General features: G+C 62.4%; 19 protein-coding genes. 10 read left to right on the forward strand and 9 right to left on the reverse strand.

Annotation, left to right across the window (positions count from 1 at the left end; genetic code table 11):
* Positions 1–14: 14 nt before the first annotated feature.
* From rsmG to hemE, 6 genes are all read right to left on the reverse strand, one after another.
* A complete protein-coding gene (rsmG, locus tag V8U06_RS24145) occupies positions 15–647 on the reverse strand; it encodes a 16S rRNA (guanine(527)-N(7))-methyltransferase RsmG (protein WP_427142842.1) in 633 nt (210 codons plus the stop codon).
* A complete protein-coding gene (mnmG, locus tag V8U06_RS24150) occupies positions 644–2530 on the reverse strand; it encodes a tRNA uridine-5-carboxymethylaminomethyl(34) synthesis enzyme MnmG (protein ID WP_427142843.1) in 1887 nt (628 codons plus the stop codon). Before mnmG ends, rsmG begins: the two co-directional genes overlap by 4 nt.
* A 67-nt stretch (positions 2531–2597) precedes the next feature.
* Positions 2598–3923: a tRNA uridine-5-carboxymethylaminomethyl(34) synthesis GTPase MnmE gene (gene mnmE / locus V8U06_RS24155; RefSeq protein WP_427142844.1), complete on the reverse strand. Its 1326-nt coding sequence runs from the start codon at positions 3921–3923 to the stop codon at positions 2598–2600.
* A 124-nt stretch (positions 3924–4047) separates the two neighbouring features.
* Positions 4048–5313 (reverse strand): transcription termination factor Rho, encoded by a 1266-nt coding sequence (rho, locus tag V8U06_RS24160; RefSeq protein WP_427142845.1) that lies wholly within the window; start codon positions 5311–5313, stop codon positions 4048–4050.
* Between the two features lie 185 nt (positions 5314–5498).
* Positions 5499–6038 carry a protoporphyrinogen oxidase HemJ gene (gene hemJ, locus V8U06_RS24165; RefSeq protein WP_427142846.1) on the reverse strand — a complete coding sequence of 180 codons (540 nt, stop codon included), beginning with the start codon at positions 6036–6038 and terminating at the stop codon, positions 5499–5501.
* Positions 6035–7069 (reverse strand): uroporphyrinogen decarboxylase, encoded by a 1035-nt coding sequence (hemE, locus tag V8U06_RS24170; protein ID WP_427142847.1) that lies wholly within the window; start codon positions 7067–7069, stop codon positions 6035–6037. The genes hemJ and hemE overlap by 4 nt, the downstream gene beginning before the upstream one ends.
* A gap of 406 nt (positions 7070–7475) precedes the next feature.
* Here hemE and V8U06_RS24175 point away from each other — a divergent pair, with 406 nt between their 5' ends.
* Genes V8U06_RS24175 through dnaQ form a run of 5 tightly spaced genes read left to right on the forward strand, consistent with a single transcriptional unit; the run spans position 7476 to position 11062 of the window.
* Positions 7476–8297 carry a pyruvate, water dikinase regulatory protein gene (locus V8U06_RS24175; protein WP_226921502.1) on the forward strand — a complete coding sequence of 274 codons (822 nt, stop codon included), beginning with the start codon at positions 7476–7478 and terminating at the stop codon, positions 8295–8297.
* A gap of 24 nt (positions 8298–8321) precedes the next feature.
* Positions 8322–8921 (forward strand): Maf-like protein, encoded by a 600-nt coding sequence (locus V8U06_RS24180; RefSeq protein WP_427142848.1) that lies wholly within the window; start codon positions 8322–8324, stop codon positions 8919–8921.
* Positions 8914–9771 (forward strand): shikimate dehydrogenase, encoded by an 858-nt coding sequence (locus tag V8U06_RS24185; RefSeq protein ID WP_427142849.1) that lies wholly within the window; start codon positions 8914–8916, stop codon positions 9769–9771. Before V8U06_RS24180 ends, V8U06_RS24185 begins: the two co-directional genes overlap by 8 nt.
* Positions 9771–10361: a dephospho-CoA kinase gene (gene coaE / locus V8U06_RS24190; protein WP_427142850.1), complete on the forward strand. Its 591-nt coding sequence runs from the start codon at positions 9771–9773 to the stop codon at positions 10359–10361. The genes V8U06_RS24185 and coaE overlap by 1 nt, the downstream gene beginning before the upstream one ends.
* Positions 10361–11062, forward strand: coding sequence for a DNA polymerase III subunit epsilon (gene dnaQ, locus V8U06_RS24195; protein WP_427142851.1), 702 nt, complete (start codon positions 10361–10363; stop codon positions 11060–11062). Before coaE ends, dnaQ begins: the two co-directional genes overlap by 1 nt.
* 83 nt (positions 11063–11145) lie before the next feature.
* Here the strand turns inward: dnaQ and secB are convergent, their stop codons facing one another.
* Together secB and V8U06_RS24205 are read right to left on the reverse strand one after the other, a co-directional pair.
* Positions 11146–11622 carry a protein-export chaperone SecB gene (gene secB / locus V8U06_RS24200; protein WP_226921490.1) on the reverse strand — a complete coding sequence of 159 codons (477 nt, stop codon included), beginning with the start codon at positions 11620–11622 and terminating at the stop codon, positions 11146–11148.
* 71 nt (positions 11623–11693) lie between these two features.
* Positions 11694–12152 (reverse strand): FxsA family protein, encoded by a 459-nt coding sequence (locus tag V8U06_RS24205; protein ID WP_226921488.1) that lies wholly within the window; start codon positions 12150–12152, stop codon positions 11694–11696.
* 151 nt (positions 12153–12303) lie between these two features.
* Between V8U06_RS24205 and V8U06_RS24210 the strand changes: the two genes are divergently transcribed.
* The 5 genes from V8U06_RS24210 (at position 12304) to gyrB (ending at position 17641) form a co-directional block, all read left to right on the forward strand.
* Complete coding sequence (locus V8U06_RS24210) at positions 12304–13008, forward strand: Tim44/TimA family putative adaptor protein (protein WP_427142852.1); 705 nt, start codon at positions 12304–12306, stop codon at positions 13006–13008.
* A 13-nt stretch (positions 13009–13021) separates the two neighbouring features.
* A complete protein-coding gene (mltA, locus tag V8U06_RS24215) occupies positions 13022–14137 on the forward strand; it encodes a murein transglycosylase A (RefSeq protein WP_427142853.1) in 1116 nt (371 codons plus the stop codon).
* Entirely contained in the window at positions 14124–14699 is a 576-nt protein-coding gene (locus V8U06_RS24220) for a Smr/MutS family protein (protein ID WP_427142854.1), read from the forward strand. Before mltA ends, V8U06_RS24220 begins: the two co-directional genes overlap by 14 nt.
* Positions 14696–15076, forward strand: coding sequence for a helix-turn-helix domain-containing protein (locus V8U06_RS24225; RefSeq protein WP_226921479.1), 381 nt, complete (start codon positions 14696–14698; stop codon positions 15074–15076). The genes V8U06_RS24220 and V8U06_RS24225 overlap by 4 nt, the downstream gene beginning before the upstream one ends.
* A gap of 135 nt (positions 15077–15211) precedes the next feature.
* Positions 15212–17641 carry a DNA topoisomerase (ATP-hydrolyzing) subunit B gene (gene gyrB / locus V8U06_RS24230; protein WP_427142855.1) on the forward strand — a complete coding sequence of 810 codons (2430 nt, stop codon included), beginning with the start codon at positions 15212–15214 and terminating at the stop codon, positions 17639–17641.
* Positions 17642–17758: 117 nt separating this feature from the next.
* Here the strand turns inward: gyrB and V8U06_RS24235 are convergent, their stop codons facing one another.
* Entirely contained in the window at positions 17759–18352 is a 594-nt protein-coding gene (locus tag V8U06_RS24235) for a nitroreductase family protein (protein WP_226921474.1), read from the reverse strand.
* Between the last annotated feature and the right edge of the window lie 257 nt (positions 18353–18609).

The following is an 18609-nucleotide window of genomic DNA, read 5'->3' on the forward strand; positions in this document are numbered from 1 at the left end:
GACGCCGCCAGTCCCTAAGGGTTTCGCGAAAGTTTCGACACTTCGAGCACGATGGAATCCGGCTCGACGATGCTGGCATGTTTTACCAGATCGAATCTCCACCGACCAAGCGCTTTATCGATCTCGCGTTGGTAATCCCGGCCTTTGTGCAGGAAAAATCGCAGATAGTCATTGCGCTCGACCCAGGGGAGACCAAATTCCATGAGAACGTCGAGATCCGCAAGCGCCCGCGCGGAAATGGCATCACAGTGCTCGATCACCCGCGGCGCATCCTCGATTCGTATGGCGTGAACGGAGGCACGCGCGCCCGTTTCAAGGATCGCGGTGCGCAGAAACGCCGCCTTCTTGTTGTTGCTTTCCACGAGATGGACCCATCCATCGCCTTCGCCAGCAAGGAAAATGCCGGTGACGATGCCAGGAAAACCGCCGCCGCTGCCGAGATCCACCCAGGTCCGAGCACCGGGCTGCAGCGCGTAGATTTGTGCGCTGTCGACCACGTGCCGGCTCCAGGTCTCGGCAAGAGTCGAAGGCGCCACCAAGTTGATCGCCTTTGCCCATTTCTGGAAAAGCGCAACAAAAGCGTTGAGCCTGTCCACAGTTTCACGTGAAACATTCATGCCGTGGAGTTCGCGAGGAAGCGTATTCATGCGTGTGCAACCCGGAGCGCCGGATTTGCCGGCAAGCGTTTCAGATAGGCCAGAAGCAGCGTCAAGGCAGCCGGTGTCATGCCATCGACGCGCGCCGCTTGTGCTAGGTTGGCTGGCCGCGCGGCCGTCAGTTTCTGACGAAGCTCGATGGAAAGGCCGGGCAGGGTTCCAAAATCGAAGTCATCCGGGATACGGCGCTCTTCCTCACGACGGGCTTCAGCGATGTCCGTTTCCTGCCGGTTCATATAGACCGCGTAGCCGGCCTCGATCTCGATGGCATCGCGCACCCGTGGCGAGAAGGCGCCAAGCTGCTCCGGCCAGACCGAAACCAGGCGCGCATAATCGATATCAGGATACGCCAGCAGATCATAAGCGCTGCGGCGAACCCCGTCCTGGTTGAGGCGAAGACCATGGACGGCTGCCTCATTGGGGGAAAGCTTGAGGGTCTGCAATGTCTCGCGCGCCGCCTGCATCTCGCCCGACCAATTCTCAAACCGCGATGCGCGCGCAGCTCCCACGAGGCCAAGTTCCAGACCGAGCGGAGTCAAGCGCACATCCGCATTGTCTGCCCGCAGCGACAGCCGGTACTCGGCTCGCGATGTAAACATGCGATAGGGCTCGGTAACGCCGCGCGACGTCAAGTCGTCGAGCATGACGCCGATATAGCTGTCTGTCCGGCTGAAAACATGTCCTTCAACATCCGTCGCCCGGCGCGCCGCATTGAGACCGGCGACGAGCCCCTGAGCCGCAGCTTCCTCGTAGCCGGTCGTTCCGTTGATCTGGCCGGCGAGGAAAAGCCCGGGCTGGCGCTTCACTTCCAATGTCGGCGCCAGCTCACGCGGGTCGACATGGTCATATTCGATGGCATAGCCCGCCTGAAGGATCCGAACAGCTTCGAGCCCCGGAATCGTTCGAATGAAGGCGTCTTGCACATCCGCGGGAAGCGATGTGGAAATGCCATTGGGATAAACCGTATGGTCGTCGAGGCCCTCGGGCTCCAGGAAGATCTGATGGCCGTCACGCTCGCCGAATTTAACGATCTTATCCTCGATGGACGGGCAGTAGCGCGGACCGACACCTTCGATCTGCCCGGAATACATCGCGGACTTGCCGATATTCTCTTCGATGATCCGATGGGTCGCCGGCGTCGTGCGTGTCACGCCGCAATCGATCTGCGGCGTGGTGATGCGATCCGTCATGAACGAGAAGGGGACAGGATCCTCATCCGCAGCCTGCCGCCCGATGGATTGCCAATCGATGGTCCGCCCGTCTAGCCGCGCCGGTGTTCCGGTCTTCAATCGGCCAAGACGAAGGCCAAGGCGCTCGAAAGTTGCCGAGAGGCCCAGCGATGGTTCTTCGCCAACACGGCCAGCGGGAGTCTTTTCGTTGCCGATATGGATAAGGCCACGCAGGAACGTCCCCGTCGTAATGACCACGGCACGACACGCGACGCGCCGACCATCTTTCAGAACAACGGCGGCAATGTTCCCACCATCGATGTCGAGATCGAAGGCGTCTCCTTCAATCACATCGAGATTGGCGATGGTCGCGATTTCGGCCTGCATCGCTTCGCGATACAGCTTTCGGTCCGCCTGCGTGCGCGGTCCGCGAACGGCAGGTCCCTTGCGCCGATTGAGCAAGCGAAACTGAATACCCGCGCGGTCGGCAACGCGCCCCATCAGGCCGTCCAATGCGTCGACTTCACGCACGAGATGACCCTTACCAAGGCCACCAATGGCAGGATTGCAGGACATCACACCAATGGTCACCGCTTTATGGGTCAATAAAGCCGTATCGGCTCCGAATCGAGCTGCGGCAGAGGCGGCTTCGACGCCAGCGTGACCGCCGCCAATCACAACCACATCATAGTTCTTCATGCTCATAGCTCACCTGCCTGTTTCACGTGAAACGTTAGAAATGACTCGTTCCCGTTGCAGTGTTTCACGTGAATCACTTGCCTATGCAAAATTCCGAAAAGATAACGTCGAGAAGATTCTCAACGTCGACACGACCCGTCACACGCCCGAGCGCCTGACCAGCCAATCGCAAATGCTCCGCTTGAATGTCCAAGCCAGCCGTGTCGGCGCTAAGGGCCTGGATCACCTGCTCTCGCGCAGCGGCCAAGTGGAGTGAATGCCGTTCGCGCGTCGGGAGAGACAAAGCACTGCCCGTCTCCAGGTCTGGAAGATACTGGCCGATTCTGTCGAGAAGCGCGGCTATTCCTTCACCGGAGCGCACCGAGATTGTAACATCGATCTCTTCCTGCGTCCAAGCGCTCTCGGCCTTGTCCGCCTTCGTCCGCGTGCGAATAACCGGACCATCATACGATCCGGCAAGTCGGGACCAATCAGGATGCTCCTCATCCGAAAGCAAAAGAACGAGGTCGGCATCCACCATGGAAAGATGGGTTCGGCGAATGCCCTCCTGCTCGACAATATCGGATGTCTCGCGCAGGCCGGCTGTATCGTAAAGACGCACCGCGAAACCCGAGAGATCAAGATCGACATGGAGAATATCGCGCGTCGTACCGGGGACGTCGGTGACAATCGCCACGTCGCGTTTGGCCAGATGATTGAGAAGGCTGGATTTCCCCGCATTGGGTGGACCGGCAATCACGACCTTCAAACCGTCGCGGACAATTTCACCGATACGAGCTTCTGCGAGATGGTTAAAAATCTCTTGCGTCAGACGCTGCATATCGGCCCAGATCGTCGCGGCCACGGATCCAGGCACATCGTCCTCATCCGCAAAGTCGAGTTCCGCTTCGATCATTGCTCGGGCATGCGTCAGCCGTTTCGCCCACGAATCGTATAGGCGCGAAAGTGCCCCCGACGCCTGTTCGGCGGCAAGACGGCGCTGCATCTCCGTCTCAGCCGCAATGAGATCGGCGAGCCCCTCAACCTCGACGAGATCCATACGACCGTTGAGGAAGGCGCGTCGCGAGAATTCACCGGCTTCGGCCTGGCGCAGGCCAGGAATACCGGCAAGCGCGGCGAGCACGGCCTTCACGACAGCCCGGCCACCGTGGATTTGCAGTTCCGCACAATCCTCTCCCGTGAAGGAATGGGGTGCAGGAAAATGGAGGACGAGTCCATCGTCCAGTTTCTCACCGTTGCGGTCCCGAATCGACTGAAGAGAGGCACGACGCGCGGCGGGAATGCGTCCGCACAGTTCCGATAGAGCGACCACGCATCGGGATCCGCTCAGTCGGATAACCGCGACACCCGAGGGGAGGCCGCCACTCGAGAGGGCGAATATCGTGTCCTTGCTGCTCATCATGTTACCGTTACGGATGCGAATCTTTCAATGTCGTTTCGGATTGGAATCGAATCCGGGTCCTCAACGAAAAATGGCCCCGTCTTGCGGCGGGACCATGAAACGTCAGCGCTGTAAGCGGCGACTACGTGTTCATCGACTCGAAGAAATCGCCGTTGTTCTTGGTCTGCTTCAGCTTGTCGATCAGGAACTCGATCGCATCGGTGGTGCCCATTGGGGCGAGGATGCGGCGCAGAACGAAGATCTTCTGAAGATCCTGACGCGGCACGAGCAGGTCTTCCTTACGCGTGCCGGACTTGAGAATATCCATGGCCGGGAAGATGCGCTTGTCGGCCACCTTGCGGTCGAGCACGATTTCCGAATTACCGGTGCCCTTGAACTCTTCGAAGATCACTTCGTCCATGCGGCTGCCGGTGTCGATGAGGGCCGTCGCGATGATGGTGAGCGAGCCGCCTTCCTCGATATTGCGCGCGGCGCCGAAGAAGCGCTTTGGACGCTGCAGGGCGTTGGCATCGACACCACCGGTGAGGACCTTGCCCGACGACGGAACGACGGTGTTGTAGGCGCGGCCGAGGCGGGTGATCGAGTCGAGCAGGATCACGACGTCACGGCCGTGCTCGACAAGGCGCTTGGCCTTCTCGATGACCATTTCGGCAACCTGCACGTGGCGCGTCGCCGGCTCGTCGAAGGTCGAGGAAACGACCTCGCCCTTCACCGAGCGCTGCATGTCCGTCACTTCTTCCGGACGCTCGTCGATCAAGAGAACGATGAGATAACATTCCGGATGGTTGGCGGTGATCGAGTGAGCGATGTTCTGCAGGAGAACCGTCTTACCCGTGCGGGGCGGCGCGACGATGAGTGCGCGCTGGCCCTTGCCGAGCGGGGCGACGAGATCGATGACGCGCGGGGAGAGGTCCTTCGAGGTCGGAATCTCAAGTTCCATCTTGAAGCGCTCGTTGGGATAGAGCGGCGTCAGGTTGTCGAAATGGACCTTGTGACGGATCTTTTCCGGATCGTCGAAATTGATCGTGTTGACCTTCAGGAGCGCGAAATAGCGTTCGCCTTCCTTGGGGCCGCGGATCGGGCCTTCGACCGTATCGCCGGTCTTCAGCGAGAAGCGGCGGATCTGCGAGGGCGAGATGTAGATGTCATCCGGACCCGGCAGGTAGTTCGCATTGGCCGAACGCAGGAAGCCGAAGCCGTCCTGCAACACCTCCACGACGCCTTCGCCGATGATTTCGACATCCTGTGCCGCCAGCATCTTCAGGATGGCAAACATCAGCTCCTGCTTGCGCATCGTGCTCGCGTTCTCGACCTCGAGCGATTCGGCGAAAGCAAGGAGGTCGGTCGGAGTCTTGTTCTTGAGGTCTTGTAGCTTCATTTCGGCCATGAATGGTCCATGCTGGTGGTCGTCGGGATGGAAAAAGGCGTGCGGGTCAGGAAGGAACTGCCGGGGATTGGGTGCAGTTCACTGAACGAATACACATGCCACGAAGATGAGATGCGCGGAAAATAGCGGTTCGCGGCCCGCCTCGCAAGGGGGCGATTCAATTTCGTCCGATTTGTCGCGGCAGGTCAGAAAGGTTTGACGACGACCATGACGACGATGAGGATCATCAGCAGGGCGGGCGCCTCGTTCCAGATGCGCCATTGACGGCCGGTTTTGGTGTTGCGGTCCTCGGCAAAAGCCTTGACGGCCCGGCCGTAATACTGGTGCACGCCGCTCAGCAGCACCACGAAGGCAAGCTTGGCGTGCAGCCAACCGCCCTGGAAACCATAGACCGACCAGGCGAGGTAGAGACCGAGCAACCAGGCAAGCCCCATGGCCGGCTGCATGATGGTTCCGTAGAGCCGCCCTTCCATCACCTTGAAGGTTTCCGACTGGGCGGAACCCGGCGGCGCGTCCGTGTGATAGACGAAGAGGCGCGGCAGATAGAGCAGGCCCGCCATCCAGGAGATGACGGCGACGATGTGCAGCGCCTTGATCCAGAGATAGAGATCATCCGGTGGATAGAGGATCAGGAGACCGGCGATGACAGCGAAGACGGCAAGCGCGATTGCGGCCCGCAACCGCGCGCGGCGGCCTGCGCTCTCGCCTGTCTGCTTCTCGTTCACCGGCTTTCTCCACGCACACGCGCCACAAGCCGCGTGACATTGTCGGGGTCGGCCTGCGGCGTGATGCCATGGCCGAGATTGAAGATCAGGGGACCGTTTCCAAGCACCTGCAGGATGGCGTCGATGCCATCGTCAAGCGCCTTGCCGCCGGCGACCACCCGCATCGGATCGAGATTGCCCTGCACCGGGCCCTCCTTCTGCAAGTCGGCTGCGAAGGATAGCGGCACCGACCAGTCGAGGCCGATGGCATCCGCACGCGTATCCTGGCGATAGGACTTGAGGAGCAGGCCAGCGCCCTTGGCGAAGGCGATGATCCTGGCCTGCGGCCGGCGGCTCTTCACCGAATCGATGATCCGGCGAACCGGACGAACGGCATAGTCGGCGAATTCCTTCTCGCCGAGCACACCCGCCCAGGAATCGAATATCTGGACAGCATCCGCGCCCGCATCGATCTGCGCGACCAGATAATCGGCCGAGAGATCCGCGAGAATATCGAGCAGGCGCGCAAAGGCTTCCGGTTCGCGATAGGCGAAGAGACGCGCGGGCGCCTGGTCCGGCGTGCCATGGCCGGCGATCATATAGGTCGCAACCGTCCAGGGCGCGCCACAGAAGCCGAGCAGCGCCGTTTCCCCCGGCAGGGCTGCACGGATACGTCCAACCGCTTCTATGACCGGCTGGAGGTGATTTGCGACGCCTTCCCCTTCGAGAGCGAGAATACCATCCACGTCGATCGGATCGAGACGCGGTCCATGTCCTTCCTCAAAGCGCACATTCCGCTTCAGCGCATCGGGAATGACGAGGATATCGGAAAACAGGATCGCAGCGTCGAAGCCGTAACGACGGATCGGCTGAAGCGTCACTTCCGTCGCCAGCTCCGGCGAATAACAGAGATCGAGGAAACTTCCCGCCGCCGCGCGCGTCGCGCGATATTCCGGCAGGTACCGTCCGGCCTGGCGCATCAGCCAGAGGGGAGGGGGAGAAACCGTCTTCCCATCCAGGACATCGACGATCTTCCGGTTTTGCGCAGCCACCGCGGGGTTCTCCCAATAATGAAATAATCTCTTTTGAAAAGGTTTCTATTTCTTAGAGTCGGTGACTATCAAGGATTAAATCCTCTCCACAAACTTCCCGCCTGTTGGCCCGCCGGCTGGAAAAGTGGCGCGGCAAAAAGCCATTTTGCGCGAAAAACGAGGAAAACTGGATTCCGTCTTTGGAATCAAAAGGATTCGGACCGGCCTCAGAGCAGCCTTGCTGTGGGTAGCCTGTGGACAAGCGCGACACTTTGCCGTGCCCATGAGTCTTATCCACATCCCCGCGGAATCCGTTTCCCGTCGATCGCCGATTGTGGACAAGTCGGCACTTATCCTCTTGCCAGAGGACAGCGCCCGTTCTTAGCTCACACTTGTCCCGGGCCATCAACAGGGGGCGGAGGATATTGTGGAAAGCACCAAAAACTACTTCCATCTGCACCTGATATCGGACTCGACGGGCGAGACTCTCATCGCTGCGGGCCGGGCTGCTGCGGCACAGTTCCAGTCGTCCCAGGCGCTCGAGCACGTCTATCCGCTGATCCGCAATCGCAAGCAGCTGATGCCTGTGCTCGATGCCATCGACGGTGCACCGGGCATCGTGCTCTATACGATCGTCGACCGGGAACTTTCCGACATCATCGACCAGCGCTGCCGGGAGATGGGCGTACCCTGCGTTTCGGTGCTCGAGCCGGTGATCGATCTTTTCCAGTCCTATCTCGGCGCGCCGTCGCGGCGACGGGTCGGCGCGCAACATGTGATGAATGCTGAATATTTCGCGCGCATCGAGGCGCTGAATTTCACGATGGATCACGACGACGGGCAATTGCCGGCCGATCTGGATGAAGCCGATGTCATTCTCGTCGGCATCAGCCGGACCTCGAAGACGCCGACCAGCATCTATCTTGCCAACCGTGGCATCAAGACAGCCAATGTGCCCATCGTGGTCGGGGTCCCGCTGCCGGAGCGGCTGGCCCACGCGACCAGGCCGCTGATCGTCGGGCTTATCGCCACGACGGATCGCATCGCCCAGGTGCGGCAGAACCGGGTGCTCGGCCAGACGCAGGATTTCCGCGGCGACGACTATATCGACCGCGCGCAGATTTCCGAGGAGCTGAAATATGCCCGCGCCCTCTGCGCCCGCCACAACTGGCCGATCATCGACGTCACCCGCCGCTCGATCGAGGAAACGGCCGCCGCCATCGTTGCTCTTCGCCCGAAGCTCCGCTAACCCGGAAGGGGAATGGAGACCCCTATGACGCCACCGCTGATCCTCGCCTCGCAAAGCCCCTTTCGCCGCATGCTGATGGAGAATGCCGGCCTCGCCTTCACGGCGGAGGCGGCTGCCATCGACGAGCGCGCGGTGGAGGAATATCTGGCCACGGGCAATCCCACGCCGCAGGCCGTCGCCGAAGCGCTCGCCATCGCCAAGGCTGAGGACGTCGCGGCGCGCAATCCCGGCGCGCTGGTCATCGGGTCGGATCAGACCCTGTCGCTCGAAGGACGGGTGTTTCACAAGCCGGCCGATATGGCGGAGGCGAAGCGGCACCTTCAGGCGATGTCGGGTCGCACCCATTCGCTGAACTGTGGCATCGCGCTCGTCCGCGACGGCCAGGTTCTGTGGAGCCATGTTTCCATCGCACATCTGACCATGCGCACCCTTTCGGACGTTTTCATCGACCGGCATCTGGCGCGGGTCGGCCCGCGGATTCTGGCCAGCGTCGGCGCCTACCAGCTGGAGGGGGAGGGCGTGCAGCTTTTCGAGCGGATCGACGGTGACTACTTTACCATCCTCGGCCTGCCGCTGCTTCCGTTGCTGGCTAAACTTCGCGACCTCGGTGCCATCGATGCATGATTCACGTGAAACATTCGCTCGGAATGCCTTCGTCACCGGCTATCCGGTCAAACATTCCCGCTCACCGCTGATCCATGGTCATTGGCTGAAAACGCTTGGCCTGGCCGGATCCTACACGCGGCAGGAAGTGACGCCGAAGGATTTCGCCGGCTTCGTTTCAAGGTTGAAGAGTGGGGAATCCGGCTTCGTAGGGGGCAATGTCACGATCCCGCATAAGGAAACGGCCTTCAAGCTGGCCGACCGGCCGGACATGCTGAGCGAGGAGCTTGGCGCTGCGAACACGCTGTGGATGGAAGATGGCAGGCTCCATGCCACGAACACGGACGGCTACGGTTTCCTGGCCAATCTCGATGCCGCCGCTCCCGGTTGGGACCGGACGGGTCGAGCCGTCATTCTGGGTGCGGGGGGTGCCAGCCGGGCCATCATCCAGGCGGTGCGCGACCGCGGGGTCGGCGAGATCCATGTGGTGAACCGCACGGTCGCCCGTGCGCAGGAACTGGCGGATCGCTTCGGACCGAAGGTGCATGCCCATGCCATGGCCGCGCTGGCCGAAGTCTCGACGGGAGCGGGTCTCTTCGTCAATACGACGTCGCTCGGCATGGATGGTGAGCCGGCACCGGATTTCGATTTCTCGCCACTGGCCGCCGGCGCCATCGTAACGGATATCGTCTATGTGCCGCTCATGACGCCGATCCTCTGTCAGGCGCGGGAACAGGGTTTCGCCACGGTCGATGGTCTCGGCATGCTGCTGCACCAGGCGGTGCCGGGTTTTGAAAAATGGTTCGGCGCGCGCCCGGCCGTCGATGCGGCCTTGCGGCAGTTGATCCTCGCGGACATGGAGACGCATTGATGATCGTGCTCGGCCTTACCGGATCGATCGGAACGGGCAAGTCGACGACCGCGGCGATGTTCCACGACCTCGGCGTACCGGTGCACGATGCCGACGCGACGGTGCACGATCTCTATCGCGGCGAGGCGGTCGCGCCGGTGGCGGAAAAATTCCCCGAGGCGCTGAAGAATGGCGCCATCGACCGCAAGGCCCTGTCGGCGGTCCTTGCGCAATCGCCGGAACGGTTCGGTGAGCTGGAAGCGATCATCCACCCGCTCGTCCGGGCGCGCGAAACTGCCTTTGTCGCGCGGGAACGGAACAATGGCACGCCGCTCGTTCTGCTCGATATTCCGTTGCTCTTCGAGTCGGGCGGTGAGAGCCGGGTAGACAAGGTGGTTGTCGTCACCTGCGACCCGGATACACAGCGCGCGCGGGTGCTCGCCCGGCCGGGCATGACGGAGGAGAAGTTCGCGCTTATCCTGTCGCGGCAGATGCCCGATGCGGAAAAACGCCGCCGCGCCGATTTCATCATCGATACGGGCAGGGGGCTTGAAGCGGCGCGCGAACAGGTGAAAGAGATAACAGGAACATTGACGGGACGGGACGCCTGATGCGCGAGATCATCTTCGATACGGAAACGACCGGCCTCGACAACAAGCTCGACCGCATCATCGAAATCGGTGGCGTGGAACTGGAAAATCATTTCCCGACCGGCCGCACGCTGCATATCTTCGTCAATCCGGGCGACCGCAAGGTTCATCCCGATGCGCTTGCCGTGCACGGCATCACGGACGAGTTCCTGAAGGACAAGCGGCCCTTCGCCGAGGTGGCAGGCGAGATCCTGGAGTTTTTCGGCGACGCCCGCTGGGTGGCGCACAATGCCAACTTCGACATGGGCTTCATCAATGCCGAGTTCGACCGGCTCGGCCTGCCGCCCGTCGCATCCGAGCGGGTGACGGATACGCTGGCGCTCGCCCGCCGCAAGCATCCGATGGGGCCGAACTCTCTCGATGCACTCTGCCGGCGCTACGGCATCGACAATTCGCACCGCACGAAACACGGCGCCTTGCTCGACTCCGAACTGCTCGCCGAAGTCTATATCGAGATGATCGGCGGCCGTCAGGCGGCGCTCGGCCTCGGTAGCGCGGAGGCTGGCCGCAAGACGATCGTCGAGGAGGAGGAGGTCGTCTTGCCGCTTGGCGCGCGGCCACGCTCCCTGGCGCCGCGTCTTTCCGAAGAGGATCGTGCTGCCCATACGGCCATGGTGGCGAAGATCGGCGCCAAGGCGATCTGGGCCAAATTCGGCGCCTGAATCCGGCTCATAAAATAAGGCGCACAAAGAAAATGCCCGGTCACGACGTGCCGGGCATTTTGCTTTTGGAAAGGGCGTCGGCCTTAGTTGGCCTGAACCTTCGCCTTGACCTGCTCTTCGGCCATGCGCTGGGTAAACATCTGCGCGAAGTCGATCGGGTCGATCATCAGCGGCGGGAAGCCGCCGTTGCGGGTGGCGTCGGCGATGATCTGGCGGGCGAAGGGGAAGAGCAGGCGCGGGCACTCGATGAAGAGGACCGGCAGCATGTGCTCCTGCGGGAAGCCCGTGATGCGGAAGACGCCGCCATAGGCGAGTTCGGCATTGAAGAGAACCTTGTCGCCGTCCTTGGCTTCCGCGTTCAGCGAGAGGATGACGTCGAAGTCGTTCTCGGCGAGCGGGTTGGCATTGACGTTGACGCTGATGTTGATCGCCGGTGCCTTGTCGCGGGCCTGCAGCGACCGCGGCGCACCCGGGTTCTCGAAGGAAAAGTCCTTCACATACTGCGCCAAGATGTTGAGCGAGGGGCTCGCGGCGTTGTTCTCGGTTGCTGCGTCGGTCATGCGAAAATCCTCGGGGGCTTTGAAAGTCAGGCCATCTAGCATTTCAGCCGGGGGCTTACAACCCTGACGCCTCAGGGCCGGTCGTCGCGATGGAAGTCGCCCTCGTCAAGATCGATGGTGCGGTCTTGTCGCGTTTCCGGCCGTCCGCCGGGCCGCATGCCGCCGATATCGACCACAACGACATTGCGCATCAGCCGGTTCCAGAGAAAGGCGCGCACGGGCGGAAGAAAGAGGGCAAGGCCGAGTATGTCGGTGAGGAAACCCGGAATGAGCAGCAGGATGCCGGCAATGAGGATCATCGCCGCGTCGAGCAGTTCCTTGCCCGGCGCCCGGCCGGCCTCGCCCGACTGTCGAAGCCGGGTAAGCACGCCGAAGCCCTGGATGCGCATCAGAACGATGCCGGCAACCGCCGAAAGCACCACCAGCGATAGCGTCGGAAAGAGGCCGATCCGTCGGCCGACCAGGATGAAGCAGGCGATCTCCGCCAGCGGCAAGAGAAGAATGAGGAAGGGAAGAAGACGTCTGAACATGGTTTTCAATGTCGCATAGATTCGCCGGAGCCGATACGGCCAAGCCGTGCGGCGCGTATCTTCGCCGCATTCACGTCATCGCCATTTGAATGATCCGTCGTTGCGGACTATATGGAATGGAACAAAAATCAGAAACCGCAGCGGATCGATAATGGGCTCATTCGACTTTGTAACGCTTTTCTTCCTCGTAGCTGCGGTGGTCATCTTCCTGCAATTGCGCAGCGTGCTTGGCCGGCGCACCGGAAGCGAGCGCCCGCCGTTCGACCCTTACTCCAAGCGCGAGAGCGCCGCCGAGGCTGATTCGGCCGACCGCGGCAAGGTCGTGACGCTGCCGCGCCGCGACGGCACGGAGGAGGACGAAAGCCCCTATGCGTCGATCGACAGCTTCGCCGCTCCCGGCACGCCGTTGAACGAGCAGCTCCGCGCGGTCGCCAAGGCCGACCCGTCCTTCACGCCGAAGGAATTCGTGGGCGGCGCCCGCATGGCCTATGAGATGATCGTCGTCGCCTTCGCCGATGGCGACCGCAAGGCGCTGAAGAACCTTCTGTCGCGCGAAGTCTACGAGGGCTTCGACGCCGCCATTTCCGAACGCGAGAACAAGGGCGAGGTCGTGCGCTCCAGCTTCGTCGGCATCGAGAAGGCCGATATCGTCAGCGCCGAAGTCAAGGACAGCGAAGCCAACGTGACGCTGCGCATCGTCAGCCAGCTGATCTCCGCCACCTATGACAAGGCCGGCGCGCTGGTCGAGGGCGACGCGGATACGGTCGCCGAGGTCAACGATCTCTGGACCTTCGCCCGCGACACCCGTTCGCGCGATCCGAACTGGAAGCTGATCGCCACCGAATCGGAAGGCTGAGCGAGGCCCTGTCATGGATTACCGTCTGGTTCCGGCCCGGTTTTCGGCGCTTCCCGGCTGGGACGAGGACGATCCGACAGCCCTGATGGCGGCCATGGGCCGCTGTCGTGCGCATATCCGCTCCGTCAAACCCTACAAGACCGGCTCGCTTGGTATCACTGCCGGCGAGCTTCTGGCGCTTCTGGATGCGGCGGATGCGCAAAAGCCGCAGGGCGCGGCCGCCGTGCGCGCCTTTTTCGAGGCCGAGTGTGTGCCGTTCCGGATCGAGAAGGCCGACGGTTCCGCCGGCTTCGTCACCGCCTTCTACGAGCCGGAAGTCGCCGTCAAAGCCGAGGCCGACGCGGACTATCGCTATCCCTTCTATCGCCGGCCCGACGATCTCGTGGATATCGATGAGGACAACCGGCCGGAGGGCTTTCCGCAAGGCTATGCCTTCGGCCGCCTGAAAGATGGCGCCATCATCGAATATCCCGATCGCGGCGAGATCGAGCGCGGTCATCTCGCCGGCCAGGGCCTTGAAATCGCCTATGCCCGCTCGAAGGTCGACGTCTTCTTCGCCCATGTGCAAGGCGCCGCGCGGCTCGTCTATCCCGATGGATCGGTCAGGCGCGTAACCTATGCCGGAAAATCCGGCCATCCCTTTTCCGCCATCGGCAAGCTCCTGATCGATCGCGGCGAGATCGATGCTGCGACCGTCTCCATGGGATCGATCCGCGACTGGCTGGCGCGGCATGAGGGTGAGGTCGACGCGGTGCTTTGGCACAATCGCTCCTTCATCTTCTTCAAGGAAGCGGCGGTGGACGATGCCGGTCTCGGCCCCATTGCCGCCGCCAAGGTGCCGCTCGTCGCCGGCCGCTCGCTGGCGGTAGACCGGATGATCCACACCTTCGGCCTGCCCTTCTTCATCTCCAGCGACAGCCTGACCCATATGGATGGCGGAAAACCCTTCCGCCGGTTGATGCTGGCGCTCGATACGGGAACGGCCATCGTCGGCCCGGCGCGCGGCGATATCTTCACGGGCTCGGGCGACGCGGCGGGCGCGCTGGCGGGCCATGTACGCAATGCCGCGACCTTCCATATCCTCGTTCCCAAGGCGGCGGCGGAGCGCTACCTCCATGCCGAAGGATAAGACGCTCTCCAGCGAAGACCGCATCCTCTGGGGCAAGGTGGCGCGCAGCACGCGCGCCCTGCCCGGCAGGCTAGACGCCCTGACGGAATTCGAGGTCGCCTTCGCGGAAAAGATCGAGGAGGCGAGGGCCCCCGAGCCGCAGCCGAAAAAGCCGAAGGCGGGCATGGCCGCCGAGGAGGGCATCACGCTCACCATCGGCCGCGGCAAGGAGGCTGCTCGCCATCATCCGCTGGAGCGCCCGGTCAAGCGCAAGATCGCCAAGGGACGTCTGGCGCTCGAAGCCCGCATCGACCTGCACGGCATGATCCAGAGCGAGGCGCACGGCTTCCTGCTCGGTTTCCTTATCAAGGCGCATGAGCGGGGCCTGCGCCATGTGCTGGTCATCACCGGCAAGGGCACGTCGCTCGGCAGCGACGGGGCGCTCAAGCGTGCGGTGCCGCTGTGGTTCTCGCTGCCGGAATTCCGGCCGCTGATCTCGTCCTACGAACCGGCGGCGCGCAACCATGGCGGCGAGGGCGCTCTTTACGTCCGGCTTGCCCGCCTGCCCGGGGAAAAGCGATGACGACGCCCTTCGGCAAGGCGGTGCGGCATCTGCGCGACCGCAAGGGCGTTTCGCAGAAGGACATGGCGGTGGCGCTTGGTGTCAGTCCGGCCTATCTTTCCGCGCTGGAGCACGGCAAGCGCGGCATGCCGAGCTTCGATTTCCTCCAGCGCGTTGCCGGCTATTTCAACGTCATCTGGGACGAGGCGGAAGAACTTTTCCGCATCGCGGAGATTTCCGACCCACGCATCACGGTCGATACGTCGGGCCTGCCACCGGAATATACGGCCTTCGCCAACCGTCTTTCGGCCGAAATCCGCAACCTGCCGCCCGAGACGGTGCGCCGGCTTGCCGGCATTCTCGAAAAAGCATGCAATAACCGGGTAAAATCCGGTTGATCCCCTGATTTCTGCCGTGTTTGCAGGCTCTTTGGTTTGGAACTTCAGGGCAAAATCCCTATATTCTAGGAACCCGGAAAGCCGTGATTCGCCCCGCTTTCCCGCCTGCCGCGAAAACTCTGGAAAGACTTTTGAATGACTGACACACCCGAGACCGAAAACGGCCCGGCCGAGTATGGCGCAGATTCGATCAAGGTCCTCAAGGGGCTCGACGCCGTGCGCAAGCGCCCCGGCATGTATATCGGCGACACCGATGACGGTTCGGGCCTGCACCACATGGTCTACGAAGTCGTCGACAACGCGATCGACGAGGCGCTGGCGGGTCATGCGGATATCGTGACGGTCACGCTCAATGCCGAAGGTTCCGTCACGGTGACGGACAACGGCCGCGGCATCCCGACCGACATCCACAAGGAAGAAGGCGTTTCGGCGGCCGAGGTCATCATGACCCAGCTTCATGCCGGCGGCAAATTCGACCAGAACTCCTACAAGGTCTCGGGCGGTCTGCACGGGGTCGGCGTTTCGGTGGTGAACGCGCTTTCCGTTAAGCTGAAGCTGAAGATCCGCCGCGGCGGCAAGATCCACGAGATGAGCTTTACCCACGGCGTTGCCGATGGCCCGCTCGCCGTGACAGGCGAATGCGGCGGGGAGACCGGTACGGAAGTCACCTTCCTGCCCTCGTCCGAAACCTTCTCCAATGTCGAATTCGTCTATTCGACTCTGGAACACCGTCTGCGCGAACTCGCTTTCCTCAATTCCGGCGTGCGCATCCTGCTCACCGACCGCCGCCATTCGGACGTCAAGCAGGACGAGTTGATGTATGAGGGCGGCCTTGAAGCCTTCGTTTCCTATCTCGACCGCGCCAAGAAGGCAGTGCTCGGAAAGCCGATCGCCATCCGCGGCGAGAAGGATGGCATTACTGTCGAAGTCGCCATGTGGTGGAACGACAGCTACCATGAGAACGTGCTCTGCTTCACCAACAACATCCCGCAGCGCGACGGCGGCACGCACATGGCCGGCTTCCGCGGCGCGCTGACCCGGCAGGTCGTTTCCTATGCCGAAAGCTCCAGCGTGATGAAGAAGGAGAAGGTCTCGCTGATCGGCGACGACTGCCGCGAAGGTCTGACCGCCGTTCTCTCGGTCAAGGTTCCCGACCCGAAATTCTCCTCGCAGACCAAGGACAAGCTGGTTTCCTCGGAAGTGCGGCCGGTCGTCGAAAGCCTTGTCAACGAGGCGCTGAGCACCTGGATGGAAGAGCATCCGTCTGAAGCGAGGATCCTTATCGAAAAGGTCGTCGAGGCCGCTCGCGCCCGCGACGCCGCGCGCAAGGCGCGCGAGTTCACGCGCCGCAAGGGCGCCCTCGACATCTCCTCGCTGCCCGGCAAGCTGGCCGATTGCTCCGAGCGTGACCCGGCAAAATCCGAAGTCTTCCTCGTCGAGGGCGATTCGGCCGGCGGCTCGGCCAAGCAGGGCCGTTCGCGTGAGAACCAGGCGATCCTGCCGCTCCGCGGCAAGATCCTCAACGTCGAGCGCGCACGCTTCGACAAGATGCTGTCCAGCCAGGAAATCGGCACGCTGATCACCGCGCTCGGCACCTCGATCAAGGACGAGTTCAACGCCGACAAGCTGCGCTACCACAAGATCATCATCATGACGGATGCCGACGTCGATGGCGCCCACATCCGAACCCTGCTGCTCACCTTCTTCTTCCGCCAGATGCCGGAACTGATCGAACGCGGCCATCTCTATATCGCCCAGCCGCCGCTCTATAAGGTGGCACGCGGCAAATCGAGCCAGTACCTGAAGAACGAGAAGGCGCTGGAAGATTACCTCATTGACTCTGGCCTCGACGATACGGCGCTGGAAATGAGCTCCGGCGAGGTGCGCCTCGGGCAGGATATTCTCGAACTGATCCAGGATGCCCTGCGCCTGCGCACGCTGCTCGACGGCCTGCACTCGCGCTACAACCGCTCCATCGTCGAGCAGGCGGCCATTGCCGGCGCGCTCAACCTCGAGCTCAGCCATGACCGGGATGCCTACGCGGCGAAGGCTGTGGAAGTTGCCCGCCGTCTCGACCTCATCGCGGAGGAAATGGAACGCGGCTGGGAAGGTTCGGTGGCGACGGACGGCGGCCTGCGCTTCGAGCGCATGGTGCGCGGCGTCAAGGAGTTCGCCCATATCGACATGGCGCTGATCGGTTCGTCCGATGCCCGCCATATCGACCAGCTCTCCGCCCGCCTCAGGGAAACCTATGCGGTGCCGCCGGTGCTGCGCCGCAAGGACGGCCGGACCGAGATCACCGGCCCGCGCGCCCTGCTCGATGCCGTCTTCGCCGCCGGCCGCAAGGGTCTTTCCATGCAGCGCTACAAGGGCCTCGGTGAAATGAACGCCGAGCAGCTTTGGGAAACCACGCTCGACCCGAACGTACGCTCGCTGCTGCAGGTGAGGGTCACGGATGCAACGGATGCCGACGGCCTCTTTGCCCGCCTGATGGGCGACGAGGTGGAGCCCCGCCGCGACTTCATCCAGGAAAACGCGCTCAGCGTCGCCAACCTCGACATCTGATGAGAAAGCCGCCGAAAGGCGGCTTTTCTTTTGGTGGATCGGCCCCTCTGCCCGGTGCTGTCATCCTTGTGTTCTATCAAGGACCGACAGGGAGCTGGGAGGAGGGGCGAGCCCAATTCAGGCCGTAAACCGTCCCTCGGAAATGAATTCCGCCAGCGGTTTGCGCGTGCTCGGCACTTCGCGCTTCATCAGGTCTTCCGGCAGGGTCTCCTTGGGTGCGATCTTGCCGATGGCGACGGCGGCCTCGACACGAAAGCCGTCGGGAATGCCGAGCACGTCCATGGCCTTGGCGCGGTCGATGCCGCCCATGCCGTGGGCATGATAGCCGGCGCGGGTCGTCTGAAGGGCGAGATAGGCCCAGGCCGCGCCCGTATCGAAGGCGTGGGTATAGGCCGGCCGCATCTCGCCGTCGGCGTTCTTGCGATGGGTCTGCGAAACGACGACGGCAAGAACGGACGCCTTGTCGGCCCAGCGGCGGTTGCCCTCGTCCAGCGTGTTGTAGATCCGGTCGAAGGCCTCGGTGCCGCGGTGTCCATAGATGAAACGCCAGGGCTGGCCATTGGCGGCGGATGGCGCCCAGCGGGCGGCCTCGAACAGCGACAGCAGCGTGGCCTGTGGCATCGCTTCGCCGGTGAAGGCGCGCGGCGACCAGCGGTCGAGGAAGATGGGGTCGATGGCGTGGTCCGCGGTGCGGCCGGTGGGATGGGTCATGGGTAGCCTCGATGTCAGAACGTGCGCGGCGACCTTAGACCCGCCACCCGCCGCCGCGAAGCGGTAAAATCACGCCTCTATCGCATTGTCGAACGGGTGGCGGACGCAATATAACGCTTGCGACACGACGTCATGACGTCTGACGGCATCGCGAAAATGGGAGATATCGATGAGCCTCAAAGATCCGAGCCTGCTTCGCCAGGCAGCCCTTGTCGGCCAGCGCTGGATTGAAGCGGATGGCAGCGGCATAGCGGTGA

This window comes from Shinella sp. G-2 (assembly GCF_050172695.1).
In the GTDB taxonomy this organism is placed as follows: Bacteria; Pseudomonadota; Alphaproteobacteria; order Rhizobiales; family Rhizobiaceae; genus Shinella.